Source organism: Bacillus sp. BC05(2025) (genome assembly GCF_056725905.1).
Map to the genome: position 1 here is coordinate 161,117 of NZ_JBWYRA010000002.1, position 16,108 is coordinate 177,224.

Genomic DNA, 16,108 nt, shown 5'->3' on the forward strand with positions numbered 1-16,108 from the left:
AAGGAGGAAAATAATGACACAAAATATTTCACAAGGCGAGAGGATACACTCCATCGATATTATTAGAGGAATAGCTGTACTAGGTATTTTTCTTGTGAACTGGCCTGTTATCGCTGGGATTGACTCACGTGATATTTCAGGAGTTTATGAAGGGCTAGATAGCTATATCCGTTTATTTTACGATATGTTTATTCAAACGAAATTTTATACAATCTTTTCGTTTTTATTTGGCCTAGGCTTTTACATTTTTATGACTCGTGCTGAAGCGAAAACAGATCGACCAAAAATTTTATTTGTTCGTCGCTTACTTATTTTATTATTATTTGGCTTCTTACATTACGTTCTTTTATGGGACGGGGACATTTTACACACTTATGCAATTGCTGGATTCTTCTTATTCTTATTTTATAAGAGAGAACCTCGTACCATTTTAATATGGGCAATCGTTTTATTAAGTATTTTTCAGTTTTTCATGCTACTCGCTGGTATTATGATTGCATTCGTTCCGAAGGCAGAGTTAGGATTTTCCCTACCTATCATGCCACTTGAAGACTGGGTGTCACAAATACAAAATCGTTTCCATGCATTTTATGCTGACGGAATTGAAATAAATGCATTCATGCTCCCAGAAACAGTTGGGCTATTTTTACTTGGGTTATACGCAGGGAAAAAGGATATTTTCCGACGCACGAAAGAGTTAGATCCAAAACTTAAAAAATGGCAAATTATTATGTTCATTTTAACATTGCCAATGTGGTTCTTCATGGTCCGTTATTTCTTTTCAAAACCATCTTATGAACCGATTTATATGCAGGTCTTTACAATGTTCAGCGGAAAGACATTATTCATATTCTACATTTTCACGCTCATGCGTTTATTGCAAACAGAAAAATGGCAAAAGATATTACGCCCGTTCCAATACGTTGGTAGAATGGCGTTAACAAACTACATCTCGCATACAATTGTTACGTTACTTGTATTCGGACTATTGTTCAAAAATGATTATCTTGCTCCATTATGGGTAGGCCCACTATTCTGCGTCGGTTTCTACACGTTACAAATCTTTATTAGCCGCTGGTGGCTTTCACGTTATCAATACGGGCCACTTGAGTACATTTGGCGTCTTGGTACGTACGGAAAAATGATGCCACTTAAAAAGAAAAGCAAGGTCTCATAATGAGACCTTGCTTTTTTACGCTTCTCTTACCGCACTTTGCATAGACACCGGCTCTTCTTTTACTTTCACTTTACGCTGCGGGACCATATTAAATACGATATTTAAAAGTACTGCTGACGCACTTCCAAGTACAATTCCGTTATCTGTTAAAATACGAATATTTTCAGGAAGTTGTGAGAATAAAGTAGGAACGACTGTAACTCCAAGTCCGATTCCGACAGAACATGCAACGATTAATAAATTTTCTTGTTTACCAAAATCAACGCTACTTAACATTTTAATACCATATGCCATTACCATACCGAACATTGCTAACATCGCACCGCCCAGTACTGATTTCGGAATGATTGTTGTAATAGCTGCGATTTTTGGAATGAATCCAAGAACGATTAACATACCACCACAAGTATAAATAATAACGCGATTTCTTACTCCAGTTAATTGAACAAGCCCTACGTTTTGAGAGTATGTTGTATATGGGAACGCGTTGAAAATACCACCTAACACCATCGCTAATCCTTCTGCTCGATAGCCTTTTGTTAATTCTTTTTCACCAATCTTTTTATTGCAAATATCAGATAATGCAAAGTATACACCTGTTGCTTCTACAATCCCTACGCAAGCAACTAAAATCATCGTAATAATTGGCGTCAATTCAAATGTTGGTGTACCGAAGTAAAATGGCTGAATACCATGGAACCAATCTGCTTCTCCAACTGCTTGCAAGCTTACTTTCCCCATAAATGCTGCAACGATTGTACCGAATAAAAGTCCTAGTAAAATAGAGATTGAACGAATAAATCCGTCGAAGAAACGATACATAATGATGATAAATAGTAACACACCAAATGCTAATGCTAAATTTTCAAGACTACCGAAATCCTTGCTTCCTACTCCTCCAGCCATATCATTAATTGCTGCTGGAACAAGTGTAACTCCAATTACAGTAACGACAGATCCTGTTACAACAGGGGGAAACAGTTTTACAAGCTTTCCAAATAATTTCGCAAAAATAACAACGAATAACCCGGCAGCAATAATTGCTCCATAAATAGAAGATACGCCGTATTGTTTCCCGATTGCAATCATCGGCCCAACCGCTGTAAATGTACAACCAAGCACAACTGGAAGTCCAATACCGAAAAAGCGATTTGATAATGCTTGTAAAATTGTCGCAACGCCGCACATTAATAAATCAATTGAGACTAAGTACGTTAACTCTTTTTGATTTAAACCAAGTCCACCGCCCACAATCAGCGGAACGATAATTGCACCAGCATACATAGCAAGCATATGCTGCATACCGAGCGATGCGATTTTAAATGGATGTTGCTTCATCGTTTATTTCACCTCCGCAGTTTCATGCTGTACAAATGTAACTGTGCCGTTATCAAGTGATGCAATTTCTGCTAGTGATTCAACACGAACGCCTTGTTCACGAAGCTTCTTTCCTCCATCTTGAAATGCTTTTTCAATAACAATACCAATTCCTGCAATACTTGCTCCTGCTTGCTCTACTAAGCTCATTAAACCTAAAGCAGCCTGACCGTTTGCTAAGAAGTCATCGATGATTAAAACGCGATCACTTTCATCGATATGATTTCGAGATAATGAAATTTCATTCGTCTCTTGTTTCGTAAATGAATATACGTTTGCAACGTACATATTATCTTGTAACGTTAACGATTTACGTTTTCTTGCAAAAATTACTTTTACACCAAGCTCTAATGCAGCCATAACTGCTGGTGCAATGCCTGAAGATTCAATCGTCACGATTTTTGTAATGTTCTCTTCTTTAAAACGTTTAGCAAATTCTTTTCCGATTTCTTGCATAAGTACTGGATCAATTTGATGATTTAAAAAAGCATCTACCTTTAATACGTCACCAGATAAAACCTTTCCTTCGTTCAAAATCTTTTCTTGTAATACTTTCATGTTTGTTCCCCCTCTTATGCAATAAAAAAACTCCAAAAGCTGCCACCACTCGTTACAAGTGAGAGACGCGCTTTTGGAGTTTCGCAAAAAAAGAATGCTAAACAAGCAAATATATTCGTCCTCACTCATAGTCAAAGTATTTACGGTACTTCGGTAGAAACTTGCAGGCCATATCCCCGCGATTATATGAGTGTAGCTAACTATTTATTTTATAGATGGATTATAACGCACTTTTTATACTTTGAAAAGCATTTATTAACAAAACACGTACAAATTTTATGAAATTATCATTTTCGTTCGATTTTTGTAAACTCTTTCATTCCCAATTATAACTTCGTTAAAATGATTGGTCCATCTTCTGTAATCGCAATTGTATGCTCATATTGAGCTGATAATTTCCCATCCATCGTTCTCGCAGTCCATCCATTTAAATCTACTTTCGAATATCGCATACCTGCATTGACAATGGGCTCAATTGTAATTACCATTCCTTCTTGCAACTCAGGCCCTTGTCCTCGTTTCCCAAAATGAAAAATTGCTGGTTCTTCATGAATCTCTTTACCGATTCCATGTCCTGTAAAGTCTCTTGCGACAGAAAAACCTTCATTTGCTACATAACTTTCAATTGCATAACCAATATCTCCTACATGATTACCGATTACCGCCTGATTAATACCTTTATATAATGCATTCTCAGCTACTACCATTAACCTTTCTGCTTCTTCAGAAACATTTCCAATTCTATACGTCCAAGCAGAATCTGAAAGACCACCATTTAAGTTTACTACCATGTCAATTGTTACTATATCACCCTCAATTAAAGGTACATCTGCCGGAAACGCATGACACATTTCATCATTTACAGATGCACATATCGCATATGGATATCCGTTGTACCCTTTCTGCTCAGATGTTGCACCATACTGTTCTAAGTATGCTTCAACAAACGTATTAATTTCTTTTGTCGTAATACCCGGTTTCATTATTTTCGCAATTTCTCTATGACATGAAGCAAGTAATTTTCCAGATTCATGTATTAACTCTATTTCATTTTTCGTTTTAACTATACTCATGCGGTCTCTCCTTACTAAACTTGCTATTTGCTACTAAATTTCAATCATACACATACTCTTCCAAAATTACAAAACTTTCAATTACAAAAAGTATGATTTATTTCTGCATAAAAAAATAGAAGGAGATTCTTCTGTTTTTTAATCATTTTTACATATATAATTCATTTTCAAAAACTCAAAACAACTACCATTTGTTTTCTGTATAAACGTTCCAACTGCTTCAAACCCTGCCCTTTTATACACTTTAATCGCTCTCTCATTAAATGTAGCTACTGATAGTGTTATATACTTGCATCCGTATTTTTCTTTACTAAAAGCTAGTATAGCGTTTATAAACTGTAAACCAAATCCGTTCCCAGTTATATTAGGTCTCATTCCAAGACCTATATCAACCGTTCCATCATTTATTTTACAAACAGTAAAATAACCAACGAGAGTGCCATTTTCCTTCACAGAAAATGTATGATTCCCTCTACTCTCATTATGTAAAAACTCAGTTAAATCTTCTTCATCCGCCTCTATATCGTAAAAGGAATATTCCCCTTCATAATGCCAGTTATATGCAATTTCTTCTGCTTCTTCTTGCGTCATTACTGTATATGTATAGTTCATTTTTCTATCTCCCTTTAAAAAAAGAGCTGCAAGTAAGCAGCCCTTTTTTATAACTCATAAATCTCTCTATACTTCGCTTCTAAATAATCGGCTAAATAGTTTGCGTTTAATCCTTCGCCTGTCACATCTTCTAAAATTTCAAGTGGCTTTTTCGTTTTACCGTATTGGTGAATATTTTCTGTTAACCATTCACGAATTGGCGTTACGTTTCCTTCTTCTAACAATGCATCAAAGTTCGGAATGTCTTTTAACATTCTTTGCTTAAATTGTGCTGCATACATATAACCAAGCGCATAAGATGGGAAGTATCCAAATGAACCACCAGCCCAGTGAACATCTTGTAATACACCTTGTGCATCATTTTCTGGACGAATGCCTAAATATGCTTCCATCTTATCGTTCCAAGCCGCTGGCAAGTCCTTCACTTGTAATGTACCATCAAATAATTCTTTCTCAAGTTCATAACGAACCATAACATGAAGCGGATATGTAAGCTCATCTGCTTCTATACGAATGAATGATGGTTTCGATTCGTTAATCGCATCATAAAACTCATCTACTGATATATCATTGAATTGACCATCACTATACTCTTTTAATAAATCATAATTTTTCTTCCAGAATGATTTATTACGACCGATAAAGTTCTCAAAGAATAATGATTGTGACTCATGGATCCCCATAGATGTTCCACTACATAGCGGTGTACCTTCAAATTTCTCAGCAATATTTTGCTCATATACAGCATGACCACATTCATGAATTGTTCCAAACACAGCCATACGGAAATCTTTTTCATCATAGCGTGTCGTAATACGAACATCCCCTCTATTTAAAGTAATCTCAAATGGATGCACCGTTTCATCAAGACGACCTGCTTCAAAGTCATAATCCAACTGCTTTAATAGCTCTAATGTAAAGTTCTTTTGTTTTTCTTTTGAAAAATGTTCTGATAAAGCACTTGTCTTTAATCTCTTTTGTGACTCCGATATTTCTTTTACGAGCGGAACGATACGCTCACGAAGTTGACCAAATACGTGATCTAACACTTCTACTGTAATACCCGGCTCATACATATCTAATAACGTATTATATTTATATGTTTCGTAACCCCAATATGTAATAAATTTCTTTTTAAATTCAACTATCTGTTCTAAATACGGACGGAACATTTCGAAATCAGATTTCTCGCGAGCTTCTTCCCACACACTTTCCGCTTTCGCTTCTAATTTCACATATGCTTCATATTCCGCTTGTGGAATTTTTTTATTTCTATCATATTCTTTACGACACTCTTCAACCATTTTCTTCGTCGTTTCAGAAAGTTTGTCTTCACTTATTAAAGTTTCAAGCTCTGTTAAATAATTTCCCATCTCATCTGAAGTGGACATAGCAAACACTTCGGATGAAAGCATACCAATTACTTCTGAACGTTGATCAACACCTTTTTTAGGCGCACCTGTTCTTAAGTCCCAAAACATTAAACTTAATGCTTCTCCGTAATTTTGTATCTTCTTCACATATGTTAAAAATTGTTTTTCTACTTCATATGTAGCTACTGTCATCGTATAAAAACCTCCCTTTTCTACCTCAAACTTAATTCGACACGGAAATCTAAATTCCTTTTATAATAGAAAAAAAGCTTGGCAAGCGCCAAGCTTTCTCCTTATAATTCTTTACCTTCTACCGGTAGTACCTTTTTCACCGCTTCTATCACTTTCTCATCTTCTGTATCAGATAAGAAGATTGATATAGCACCTTTATCTTCGCTCGTACGAATTAAACGACCAATCCCTTGACGAAGACGTAAAATCATATATGGCACATCTACATCCCAGAACGGATCATTCACATGTTTACGCTTCGCTTCAAACACAGGATCGTTTGGAGGGAATGGTAATGACCAAATGATCACATGTGATAATGATGAACCAGGAATATCTAAACCTTCCCATAAATGAACAGCACAAAGTACAGTTTCTTCTTCATTTTGGAAACGAGAAACGAGCTGACTAATTTCTTGGTCCCCTTCATATAAGAACGGAACTGACATTTGTTCTTTACTTACATATTCTTTAAACGCTGCAAGTTCTTGCGTTGTACGGAATAATACAAGTGTACGTCCGTTTGTTTTCTGTATATTTTCAAGTGTATATTGACACTTTCTTTCCCACTCATTTTCTTTCGTATGCGATAGTAAGTTTACTGCCATTTGCTCTTCATAATCAAACGGTGAGGCAACTGAGAATGATAAGTAATCTTTTACTCCTAGGCTATTTGCTGTAAATGCGAATGAATCGTTATTAGATAATGTAGCAGATGAGAAGATATACGGGATTTTCTTCGAGAATACTTTCTCTTGTAATACTTCTTCAACTGCACGTGGCATAATTACTAACGTGAAGGCTCCATCACCTTCTTCACCCCATGTAATTACATTTTTCTCATGCATGAATAGACGAAGTGAATGTTCTAATACATCTAAATGTTCATCAACGATATTTAAATCATACGTGTTTACTGTATGCATTTCACTTTCAAATACTAACGCATCACCGACTTCACCAATTTTCGCATAAAGTCGTTTTGCTTCAGCTGTTACTTTTTCTGTCACAGTAATTTCTAAACGATCAGAACCGGCAATTTCCTTTTTATTTTCTTGTAACACATCAAAGAATCGCTCTGTTTGCCAAATTGTTTCTTCTACCAAATGTGCAAACTCTTCACGAATATCGTTTTGTAATAATCTCGTTAAAAGTTGCTCCATCATCGTTTGCTTTAAACGATATGTTAAAGCTTTTTGAGCTGCATATTCTACAAGATGTCCTTCATCGAATACAACGCAGCTACTTTCTGGTAATAACGGAATTTGTCCTTCACGCTTTCGAGCATCGTACGTCCAAATATGATCCATATAGAAATCTTGAGAACAAATAATTAAATCTGCCGCCTTACGATAATGTTCACGTGAAAGAGTTTGACCACAACGATGACGAGAATCACAAGTGAAGCAATCTTGGAAGTAATCCCAATTTACTTTTGACCATTCTTCGTCATTTAATAGTGGAAATTCTTTTCGGTCACCGTAGTGAGTAAAGTTTTGCATCGTACCATGATCAAATACGAATTGTGGTAATTCATAATATACGTCTTCAATTACTTCTGGAGCTCGTCCACTCATGACATCTTCAAGCTTACGTAAACATAAATAATTATCCATTGATTTCGCAAGTCTTACATCTACAGATAAGCCTAACGCTTCAGATAATTTCGCAATGTCTCCTTCTTCTTTCACAAGCTGCTCAATTAACGTTTCATCTGCACAAGCAATTATAGCTGGTTTTCCAGTATAACGCGCATAGCAAATTGCATATAGAAGATATACAATAGTTTTCCCTGTTCCTACACCTGCTTCTGCGAACATAACTTTCTTTTCTTGGAAAGCGCGCTCTAATTGAAACGCCATAAAAATTTGTTCATCACGCTCTTCAAAGCCTTTTTCCGGAAGGATGTCGTAAAACACATCTCCAATCCACTCATTCAACTTATCATAAAAATTGTCTTGTTTTCCTACTTCAAATGGTAATCTCTTCTCAGTAAACATCCTTAGCCTCCAACCAAAAAGTTTTTCTATAAAAAGATATAGTAACCGCTACTCATATGTGTGCAGCTACTTTCCCCTGTTGCCATACATATAAAGTGAAACTTTAATCAGTGGGGGTTTTCTTCATCCCCCACTGATTATTAGTTGAACCAATCGGACTTTAATGGGCAGCCCGACTCCCACCTAATTTCTTTGCTTTCGCTGCATTTTGAGGTGGGGGTCTTACTGCCCATTAAAGCGGGATAAATACACGAAAAAAAATTTTCCTTTCGAAAAAGGAAAATTTTCTTCTATATTAATGACTTTAAATACCGTTTATCAATCGCTGTTTCATGTGAAAGAGCTGACAAATATTCTTCTTGTGCTTTTTGTATTTCATCTACAATCACACCCTGACTATCCACTTCTTTTCCGAGCTCATCATACGTACGGTGAATAGCCTTTTGAATCATTGATAATTGGAAACTATCCATATTAGTTCCTCCTTTACGCATTACATAATAGCCAGTATATGCGCGCTGGAGGAGTTTTATACTATGAATTACGCGGTGGACGTTTTCCGAAGTACTGGTAGTAATCTGTACGGATAAATCCGTTAAACAGTTTACGTTTCTTTGATGCATCTTTTCCGTAGCACTTCTCAAATGCTTCGTAACTTGTTAATACATACGCTGACCATGTATCTAATGGACGGAATACTTGTCCCATTTCTTTGTACAATTGTTCAACAAGTGCTTTTTCACTTAAACGTTCTCCGTATGGAGGATTCGTTACAACATAGCCATAATCCTCTTTTGTTGTGAAATCTTTTACTTGCATTTGTTTAAATGTAATTAAATCACCTAAGCCTACTTCTTCTGCATTATCTTGAGCAACTCGAATCATACGATGATCAATATCTGATCCAATGATTTGCAATGGTTGATCATAATTCGCTAAATCTTCAGCTTCTTGACGAGCTTCACGCCAGTTTTGTTTACCTACCCAGCCCCACTCATCTGATGCGAAGCCACGGTTAAATCCTGGTGCGATATTTTGTCCAATTAATGCTGCTTCAATCGGAATGGTACCTGATCCACAAAAAGGATCCACGAAAGGACGATCTGGCTTCCAGTTTGTTAATTTAATTAAAGACGCAGCTAATGTTTCTTTTAAAGGAGCTTCCCCTTGATCCACACGGTATCCGCGTTTATGAAGTCCAACACCACTCGCATCAATTGTCAATGTTGCAATATCCTTAAGCATTGCAATCTCAATACGGAATAACGGACCATCTTCTTCAAACCAAGTTGTACGTTTATATGTTGTTTTTAATTTTTCAACGACAGCCTTTTTAACGATACGTTGGCAATCCGACACACTGAATAACTCAGATTTCAAAGATTTACCGATAACAGGGAACTCACCATTCTCTGGAATATAGTCTCCCCAGTTTAATGCTTTCGTTTTCTCAAACAGCTCATCAAATGTTGTCGCTTTGAATTCGCCAACTTTAATTTTCACACGGTCCGCAGTACGTAACCATAAGTTCGTGCGACAAATCGCCTTTTCATCTGCTTCAAATGTTACTTTGCTGTTTTCTACTTGGCATTCATAACCAAGATCACGAACTTCTCGGGCAACTAACGCTTCAATACCCATTGCCGCTGTTGCGATTAAAGTAACTTTTCCCATTTGCATTCACCTCTTATGTATATTCAAACAATGATTTAATAGCTGTTTATCCTATTAATCATTACATTTTACAAAAAATTTTCTCATTAACCATTTTAACTCATACATTATAACTTCATACAAATAAAAAGCCCTCCTCTAACAAAGGAGAGCTGAGTTATTTCATAGTTGGTTCATAACGTTCTGTAAGCCATGTTCTGTTCCTTTGTACTGCAAACGGCCCACGCCTCGTACTCCGGTGGCAATCATCTATCTACAGGTTATACAACCTGTCCTTTCCCATCGTTCATTTCCTTGGAAAAGATTCCCCTACCATTATTTGGGTTTCTCGCTCGTGGGGTTTACCTCGTTCCACTCCTATCATTTCTTCAAGGACTTCGTCACTGTGGCACTTTAAAGGTAGTCAAACCATATCCGAAAGGACTTAGGTTTTTTCCCTGCCGTTAAACCAGCCTTACAGCCAGAATACCCTAGCTTATGAATTGGCTAGGCACGAACACTACAGCCATCTCAGGCCGTGCGAGCATGGACTTTCCTCTACAACGTTGGCGTTGCAGCGATTACCCAAACGTTATGACATCCATTAGTATAGTGGAAACAAAAAGATTTTGCAATGTTTTTTTCTATGTAAAATGCTTTAACTTTTTTTCCACTAGAAATTATTCGTATAACTTACTTCCAAATACAGCTTTTTCTAAATTAGATAGACGTTTTAAAATATCCGTATTCGTGCTGTTATATACAGGTTGTGCAACTGGTTGTTGTACAGGTTGTTGTGGAATTTGCGTTGCCGCTAGTTTTTGTTCCTCTAGTTCACGCTTTAAACGAGCATTTTGTTGCTTTAATTGCTCAAACTCTTTGTGGAAAGCTTCATAGTCTTTAATGATCATATCAAGAAACTTGTCTACTTCTTCTTGTTGATAACCTCTCATACCTGTTTTAAATTCTTTTTCTAAAATATCTTTTGCCGTTAATTTAATTTTATCCGAAATCATTTTCTTCACCTCAAATTTTTGCCAAAACTTTCATTAACTAAATTTTTTCAGAAACAATGCTTTTTGTCAATCATATATACGGGTACTATATTACATATTACTCAGCATTATTCCACTGTTCCTCTTCTATTATATCTTGTAAATCAGAAAAAAGAATGAAATAACTGTGATAATTTTCTATTTCTCCTTTTTTCTTTGCTGCTTCTACAATATATTTAGGACTCCCTGGTTTTTCTTCATCATATACAGCTAAAAGTGCATCACTTTTTTCAATAAAAAATTGATTTTTTAATTTAAATTGCTCTGGGCTTTCGTACTTCCGTTTCGTAATACTATCAATATGGTCTGCTTGAGAGAGAATAAATTCGTAATATTCACGGTTATCTTCCTTCCAATTTTCTTCTTGTTCTAAAAAAGGAGTAAATATACCTAATTTTAAATCTGGGTATTCTACTTGCATTTCAAAAACAACTTCAGCAGCCCATAATTCGACTCCTAATTGCCCACTTATTATCACCCATTCCAAACCTTCTTCTACAAAAGCAGTTAATTTTCGGTGCAATGCCTTTTTTATACATTCCACCCCTGGATGATCATTTTTAAATATACCAAGTTCAAATGGTTTATATCCCGTTACAGCAATCACTTTCATACCAACACTCCAATTACAAAAAAAGAACTAGCATTTCGCTAGTTCTAACATATCATTTACTTTTTAAATATTCCACCAACGTTTGGTCCAATATTCGGACCTACGTTTGGTAAAAATGGTGATACATTTGGCCCTACCGGTGATACATTATTCGGTAAGAATGGTGATACATTTGGTCCTGGACCAAATGGAGATACTTGATGCCCAAAATGTCCGTGATGGTGATGGCCATGACCACATGGTCCACATCCGCCGCCAAATCCTGGATCGATTGGATCTACAACATTTACATTTGAGTTTGTTTGTGGGAAGAAGTTTTGGTTTTTAATTTGCTGATGATGTACATGTGTTGTATGCGTCGGGAAAATGTGTGGCACCACCGTTGTTGAAAAAGAATGTGTTACGCATTGTTTCGTCGGATGAATGACAGGAGCAGTTGTACAAATAGGTCCTGTAGGCTTATGCCCTCCAAAGCAAGGATGACAATGATGCATAGTTTTTTCTCTCCTCTCTCATAAAAAAAATCTGATTACACTTTACAGTATGAGAAAAGAGGGAAAGCCGTTTGTTATATATACCCATTTATTACAAGGAAATTTGTCTAGTCCTTACTTCATACACCATACTTTTTATAGACAATCCTCCAAAATTACTTACCAAAAAATCCTCCAACTTGCTTTACAATACCTGTTACTTGATTCATCGCGTTCATCATTTGTCCGGCTGTATTCATCATTTTATTTACATCATAGTTCCCATCTGACGTTTTAAATTGGGAAACAAAACTAGAAAACTGACTCGGTTGCTGTTGTTGTTTTTGCTTATTCTGTGTCGGATACGGTTGTTTTGGCGGGTAAAACATCGCTTGTTGATTTCCATAAGGGGATGGCGGCATATAATATTGCGAATTCGTATAAGGTTGTTGTTGATTCATATAAGGCTGCTGCGATTGTTGTTGATTCATAAACGACACTTCAAATGGTTGATAATAATTTTGATTTCCATAATAAGGCTCGAAAGGATACATATTATACCTTAAATATGTATCCTGATTATATTGGTACATATTTTGCTGTGTATATGGATTAGCTTGCTGATATACGTTTGGTTGTTGAAACATGCATTCTCTCCTCCTTCACATAAGTTTCTACATATATAATATGTACCTGTAAAATAATATGTGTGACGGAGTATCTGTCTATTTTTGTCGGAAGTTTAAATTTTTAAAAAATTAAAAAAGAAAACCCTTCCATGCTATGATAATGAAGAAGAAGATTCTCATGGGGGAGGAATCAACATGGTATTAGGGGATTTAAAACAAGCGTTTTCTCAAAAAAAGGGGTATTACACAGAAAATGTAAATGAATTATTAGACTTTGCGAGACATTGGTATCTCGAAGGAAAAATATGCATTTCCGATTACCGAACGTTAATAAAAGAACTAGAAATAAACGGGGCAACAAAACCTACAACAGTGACAGAAGCATAAAAAACAAGAGGGTTTCCCCTCTTGTTACTTACATTGCTCAATTATATTTTGCAAAGTATACGAAATGGCTTGATGCGTTTCAAAGAATCGCTTACCTTTACCTTTATTTACAAAGCATTGCAACACATTTGTTTGTAAATTATCGTATACTTGATCAATTTGCTGTACATGTATATACTTCGGTTTTTCTTCCTTAATCCATTTATAAGCCAATTCTTTCCACACTGCTAATTCTTCATCTACCATATTTACAAACGGTTTCATATCCTTATAAAAATCGTATTCAACCATTTCTCTTTTTTTCACATTTGCTTCATTATTATACTGCATAAGTTTTTCCGAAGACTGTACTAACGCTTCATACACCATTTTATTCCCACCTTATTATGCACTCACTACAACGTTTTGAAATGCTTTTACCCAGTTCCCTTTTTCTTCGTGATGCACTAATTTATTTTCCATATGCTCAATATGCATTTCTGTTATTTCTATCTTGTTGCATATTTTTTCACTCTTATCCTTCAATGCATGATTCATTCTAATCCCTATATTCATTTCCAGCAAATCGAGAGAACTTAACATTTGATCCATTCTTTTCATTACATCTTCCTTCTGAACCATCGCCATATACAAAACGCCTCCTTCTTTGCTTTTCCTTTGTCATGTAATTTCGCCGAATGATTTCGCACTCCTGCCCACATGACAAAACTAGTTGTTATTCGTCAAAGAAATCATTTTGCATGTCATTTATAGAAATGGTAACAATACAAAAAGGAGGTGCATGAAAATGGCAAAGAACAAAAACGAAAAAAAGAAAAAACAAGACAAACAAAATAAACCCGAAACTGGTAATCCAAAGTTAGATGGTCCAAACTTCCCTGCTACATAAAGTGAAACTTTAATCAGCCCTCACCTAAATTCTTTGCTTTCACTGAATTTTGAGTCAGGGTCTTACTGCCCAGCAAATAGCGGGGTAAAGTGAAAATGTAGCACTTTTACAAAAAGTTTATTTCTGAAGTATCCTTAATCTCTTATATTCATTACATTTTGAGATTGAATCTTTACTCGTTGCAGGATTACTTCACATTAAGAAGTCCCGTCTTCACAAATGAAGACGGGACTTCTTTTTTATTATATCATGAACTCATCTATCCTTTTAACAAAACGATTTACGATAGAAGCAGCATAGATTTGCTCCCTCTTTCTTTTATACCATTCCGTTATATCAACTTCTCCCTTATACTCTTTTAGCAAAAACAGCTCTTTTATTTCCGTATCTCTACAAAACCAATCTCTCATACTGATTTCCTTATGTGCAACAACAGGATAAACCTCTCTAAGGGCTGGTGTACAAGATTTTCTCGCTTCTCTTACATAATGTTCATAATCTGCTCTTGATCCTGTGTGTATCGTTTGTGATGCGAACCTATGGAATAAACGTTTGTAATTCGGATGGAACAGTAACGCCGCTAATTTCTTTCCTAGTTCTATACGGTTTTGTAACGTTTCAAATTGATAAACTGAAAAACCATACATATTCCCTTCGACGGTTGGAAAAATAACGGCACTAATATGAAGCATTTCTTGCAATTTAAAAAGTACCGTATGAAATACATGCTTTTTAAAATATGCATTCTCAATAATTGGTTTTTGAATTTTATTTTGTTCATTTATAATAAGCGCTATCATGAGCCTATTTATATCTTTTTTCTCCCAAAAATATAACCATTCTTTCTCCATAAAAATTGATACGTTGAAATATTGTAACAAGTAGAATAGTGGCGCCTGTCTCCTCTTACTTTCTTCGTATAACAATAGCTGAGGAAATGCATCTAAAAAAATAATCCAATTTGCTTCTTCATAAGTTAGAAACAAATGTTTTTTTACTGTTTGAGGTAAAACAGTAGCATAATATCTCCCTTCTAGATCAGTCATATTCCATCCCGCATTTCTCGAGACCATACTTGCTAAAAAAGCCCATCTAATTTCACTATTTCTTACATAATATTCTTGATAACACTGCGTTCGAGAAATGTTGTCCATATTAGCTATTTCTATTTCCCTATTAATGTTGTAAACGATTGCTTTCTCTTCTTCTGTACAGACCATATTTTTACGATATTGTTTAATTTTTTCATAATCATTCCATGTAAACATAAAGAAGTCATCATACCTTTCTTGAAAAAGGTCACATCTTTTTTCATTTTTTGTTATAATCACCTTTGTAAGTAATTCTTAGCAAGTTGGGAGTGGACACACTATGACCATTCGTTACCCAAATGGAAAACGGTACAATCAAGCTTCACAACCTCATAAAACACCAATTAAAAAACATACTTACAGTAATAGAGGTATGTCCCTTGAAGAGGAATTGAATGAAACGAATGAATATTACTTAACCCATAATATTGCATGCGTACATAAAAAACCTACACCTCTTCAAATTGTAAAAGTGGATTACCCCGCTCGAAGTGCTGCAGTGGTAAAAGAAGCGTATTTTAAACAACCTTCTACAACAGATTACAACGGTGTATATAAAGGGAAATACATCGATTTTGAAGCGAAAGAAACAAAAAATAAAACCAGCTTTCCACTTCAAAACTTCCACCTTCATCAAATTGAACATATGAAGCAAGTAATCGCTCATAATGGAATTGCATTTGTTATTATTAAATTTACACTTTTTGATGAACTTTATTTATTAGATGCAAAACATATTATTGCATTTTGGAATCGTCAAAATACAGGTGGAAGAAAATCGATTACGAAAGAAGAAATAGAAGAGCATGGATCTTTATTATCATGCGGTTATCACCCTCGGATTGATTATATCCGTGTACTAGACACGGTTTATTTTTCGTGATAGAGTCATCACTAAGGCTCTTTTTTCGACTTTT

The 16,108-nt window shown here is 35.5% G+C and carries 19 protein-coding genes, 1 other RNA gene and 1 riboswitch; of the genes, 4 read left to right on the plus strand and 16 right to left on the minus strand.

All coding sequences use genetic code 11. From position 1 onward, the window contains the following. The first annotated feature begins 13 nt into the window (after positions 1–13). Positions 14–1,177 carry a DUF418 domain-containing protein gene (locus ACZ76X_RS06615; protein ID WP_479849984.1) on the plus strand — a complete coding sequence of 388 codons (1,164 nt, stop codon included), beginning with the start codon at positions 14–16 and terminating at the stop codon, positions 1,175–1,177. A 15-nt stretch (positions 1,178–1,192) separates the two neighbouring features. On the opposite strand, the gene pbuX is transcribed toward ACZ76X_RS06615, so the two are convergent. From pbuX to ACZ76X_RS06680, 13 genes are all read right to left on the minus strand, one after another. Beyond that, entirely contained in the window at positions 1,193–2,515 is a 1,323-nt protein-coding gene (gene pbuX, locus ACZ76X_RS06620) for a xanthine permease PbuX (RefSeq protein WP_000809222.1), read from the minus strand. A 3-nt stretch (positions 2,516–2,518) separates the two neighbouring features. Beyond that, positions 2,519–3,112, minus strand: coding sequence for a xanthine phosphoribosyltransferase (locus tag ACZ76X_RS06625; RefSeq protein ID WP_000866487.1), 594 nt, complete (start codon positions 3,110–3,112; stop codon positions 2,519–2,521). Positions 3,113–3,220: 108 nt separating this feature from the next. Then, positions 3,221–3,322: riboswitch (purine riboswitch) on the minus strand. A 116-nt stretch (positions 3,323–3,438) separates the two neighbouring features. Beyond that, a complete protein-coding gene (locus tag ACZ76X_RS06630; RefSeq protein ID WP_479849985.1) occupies positions 3,439–4,185 on the minus strand; it encodes a type I methionyl aminopeptidase in 747 nt (248 codons plus the stop codon). A 138-nt stretch (positions 4,186–4,323) separates the two neighbouring features. Continuing rightward, positions 4,324–4,797: a GNAT family N-acetyltransferase gene (locus ACZ76X_RS06635; RefSeq protein ID WP_479849986.1), complete on the minus strand. Its 474-nt coding sequence runs from the start codon at positions 4,795–4,797 to the stop codon at positions 4,324–4,326. A 47-nt stretch (positions 4,798–4,844) separates the two neighbouring features. Next, positions 4,845–6,362, minus strand: coding sequence for a carboxypeptidase (gene ypwA / locus ACZ76X_RS06640; RefSeq protein WP_479849987.1), 1,518 nt, complete (start codon positions 6,360–6,362; stop codon positions 4,845–4,847). Positions 6,363–6,463: 101 nt separating this feature from the next. Next, a complete protein-coding gene (locus ACZ76X_RS06645) occupies positions 6,464–8,401 on the minus strand; it encodes an ATP-dependent DNA helicase (protein ID WP_479849988.1) in 1,938 nt (645 codons plus the stop codon). 290 nt (positions 8,402–8,691) lie between these two features. Then, complete coding sequence (locus tag ACZ76X_RS06650; RefSeq protein WP_000376898.1) at positions 8,692–8,874, minus strand: DUF3921 domain-containing protein; 183 nt, start codon at positions 8,872–8,874, stop codon at positions 8,692–8,694. Positions 8,875–8,935: 61 nt separating this feature from the next. Beyond that, a complete protein-coding gene (locus ACZ76X_RS06655) occupies positions 8,936–10,075 on the minus strand; it encodes a THUMP domain-containing class I SAM-dependent RNA methyltransferase (protein ID WP_000521234.1) in 1,140 nt (379 codons plus the stop codon). 181 nt (positions 10,076–10,256) lie between these two features. Next, positions 10,257–10,647: RNase P RNA component class B (gene rnpB, locus ACZ76X_RS06660), an RNA gene on the minus strand. Between the two features lie 87 nt (positions 10,648–10,734). After that, a complete protein-coding gene (gpsB, locus tag ACZ76X_RS06665; RefSeq protein ID WP_098670489.1) occupies positions 10,735–11,070 on the minus strand; it encodes a cell division regulator GpsB in 336 nt (111 codons plus the stop codon). A gap of 97 nt (positions 11,071–11,167) precedes the next feature. After that, positions 11,168–11,722 carry an SLOG family protein gene (locus ACZ76X_RS06670; RefSeq protein ID WP_098670490.1) on the minus strand — a complete coding sequence of 185 codons (555 nt, stop codon included), beginning with the start codon at positions 11,720–11,722 and terminating at the stop codon, positions 11,168–11,170. A 56-nt stretch (positions 11,723–11,778) separates the two neighbouring features. Next, positions 11,779–12,216, minus strand: a complete 438-nt coding sequence (locus ACZ76X_RS06675) for a CotD family spore coat protein (protein ID WP_306185527.1) — start codon at positions 12,214–12,216, stop codon at positions 11,779–11,781. A gap of 155 nt (positions 12,217–12,371) precedes the next feature. Continuing rightward, positions 12,372–12,842, minus strand: coding sequence for a YppG family protein (locus tag ACZ76X_RS06680; protein WP_479849989.1), 471 nt, complete (start codon positions 12,840–12,842; stop codon positions 12,372–12,374). 177 nt (positions 12,843–13,019) lie between these two features. Here ACZ76X_RS06680 and ACZ76X_RS06685 point away from each other — a divergent pair, with 177 nt between their 5' ends. Beyond that, the gene (locus tag ACZ76X_RS06685; RefSeq protein ID WP_306185523.1) at positions 13,020–13,211 is read left to right on the plus strand and encodes a YppF family protein; all 192 of its coding nucleotides are present in this window, start codon (positions 13,020–13,022) and stop codon (positions 13,209–13,211) included. 24 nt (positions 13,212–13,235) lie between these two features. Here the strand turns inward: ACZ76X_RS06685 and ACZ76X_RS06690 are convergent, their stop codons facing one another. Both ACZ76X_RS06690 and ACZ76X_RS06695 read right to left on the minus strand, forming a co-directional pair. Continuing rightward, the gene (locus tag ACZ76X_RS06690; protein ID WP_098670494.1) at positions 13,236–13,580 is read right to left on the minus strand and encodes a YppE family protein; all 345 of its coding nucleotides are present in this window, start codon (positions 13,578–13,580) and stop codon (positions 13,236–13,238) included. A gap of 15 nt (positions 13,581–13,595) precedes the next feature. Then, on the minus strand, positions 13,596–13,838 hold the full coding sequence (locus ACZ76X_RS06695; protein ID WP_142337651.1) for a hypothetical protein: 243 nt from the start codon (positions 13,836–13,838) through the stop codon (positions 13,596–13,598). A gap of 85 nt (positions 13,839–13,923) precedes the next feature. Between ACZ76X_RS06695 and ACZ76X_RS06700 the strand changes: the two genes are divergently transcribed. Next, positions 13,924–14,100: a phage portal protein gene (locus tag ACZ76X_RS06700; protein WP_098670496.1), complete on the plus strand. Its 177-nt coding sequence runs from the start codon at positions 13,924–13,926 to the stop codon at positions 14,098–14,100. A 242-nt stretch (positions 14,101–14,342) separates the two neighbouring features. Here ACZ76X_RS06700 and ACZ76X_RS06705 read toward each other — a convergent pair whose 3' ends face one another. Continuing rightward, positions 14,343–15,368, minus strand: a complete 1,026-nt coding sequence (locus ACZ76X_RS06705; RefSeq protein WP_479849990.1) for a DUF2515 domain-containing protein — start codon at positions 15,366–15,368, stop codon at positions 14,343–14,345. A 103-nt stretch (positions 15,369–15,471) separates the two neighbouring features. Here ACZ76X_RS06705 and recU point away from each other — a divergent pair, with 103 nt between their 5' ends. Beyond that, complete coding sequence (gene recU, locus ACZ76X_RS06710) at positions 15,472–16,074, plus strand: Holliday junction resolvase RecU (protein WP_000155592.1); 603 nt, start codon at positions 15,472–15,474, stop codon at positions 16,072–16,074. Positions 16,075–16,108: the final 34 nt, after the last annotated feature.

What these genes read in the sequence shown, in the direction of transcription:
- ACZ76X_RS06625 (WP_000866487.1), bottom strand. Translation starts at nt 3,112, where the DNA reads ATGAAAGTATTACAAGAAAAGATTTTGAACGAAGGAAAGGTTTTATCT.
- ACZ76X_RS06680 (WP_479849989.1), bottom strand. Translation starts at nt 12,842, where the DNA reads ATGTTTCAACAACCAAACGTATATCAGCAAGCTAATCCATATACACAG.
- ACZ76X_RS06645 (WP_479849988.1), bottom strand. Translation starts at nt 8,401, where the DNA reads ATGTTTACTGAGAAGAGATTACCATTTGAAGTAGGAAAACAAGACAAT.
- ACZ76X_RS06650 (WP_000376898.1), bottom strand. Translation starts at nt 8,874, where the DNA reads ATGGATAGTTTCCAATTATCAATGATTCAAAAGGCTATTCACCGTACG.
- ACZ76X_RS06615 (WP_479849984.1), top strand. Translation starts at nt 14, where the DNA reads ATGACACAAAATATTTCACAAGGCGAGAGGATACACTCCATCGATATT.
- recU (WP_000155592.1), top strand. Translation starts at nt 15,472, where the DNA reads ATGACCATTCGTTACCCAAATGGAAAACGGTACAATCAAGCTTCACAA.
- ACZ76X_RS06695 (WP_142337651.1), bottom strand. Translation starts at nt 13,838, where the DNA reads ATGGCGATGGTTCAGAAGGAAGATGTAATGAAAAGAATGGATCAAATG.
- ypwA (WP_479849987.1), bottom strand. Translation starts at nt 6,362, where the DNA reads ATGACAGTAGCTACATATGAAGTAGAAAAACAATTTTTAACATATGTG.
- ACZ76X_RS06635 (WP_479849986.1), bottom strand. Translation starts at nt 4,797, where the DNA reads ATGAACTATACATATACAGTAATGACGCAAGAAGAAGCAGAAGAAATT.
- gpsB (WP_098670489.1), bottom strand. Translation starts at nt 11,070, where the DNA reads ATGATTTCGGATAAAATTAAATTAACGGCAAAAGATATTTTAGAAAAA.
- ACZ76X_RS06630 (WP_479849985.1), bottom strand. Translation starts at nt 4,185, where the DNA reads ATGAGTATAGTTAAAACGAAAAATGAAATAGAGTTAATACATGAATCT.
- ACZ76X_RS06655 (WP_000521234.1), bottom strand. Translation starts at nt 10,075, where the DNA reads ATGGGAAAAGTTACTTTAATCGCAACAGCGGCAATGGGTATTGAAGCG.
- ACZ76X_RS06690 (WP_098670494.1), bottom strand. Translation starts at nt 13,580, where the DNA reads ATGGTGTATGAAGCGTTAGTACAGTCTTCGGAAAAACTTATGCAGTAT.
- ACZ76X_RS06705 (WP_479849990.1), bottom strand. Translation starts at nt 15,368, where the DNA reads ATGTTTACATGGAATGATTATGAAAAAATTAAACAATATCGTAAAAAT.
- ACZ76X_RS06670 (WP_098670490.1), bottom strand. Translation starts at nt 11,722, where the DNA reads ATGAAAGTGATTGCTGTAACGGGATATAAACCATTTGAACTTGGTATA.
- ACZ76X_RS06685 (WP_306185523.1), top strand. Translation starts at nt 13,020, where the DNA reads ATGGTATTAGGGGATTTAAAACAAGCGTTTTCTCAAAAAAAGGGGTAT.
- ACZ76X_RS06675 (WP_306185527.1), bottom strand. Translation starts at nt 12,216, where the DNA reads ATGCATCATTGTCATCCTTGCTTTGGAGGGCATAAGCCTACAGGACCT.
- pbuX (WP_000809222.1), bottom strand. Translation starts at nt 2,515, where the DNA reads ATGAAGCAACATCCATTTAAAATCGCATCGCTCGGTATGCAGCATATG.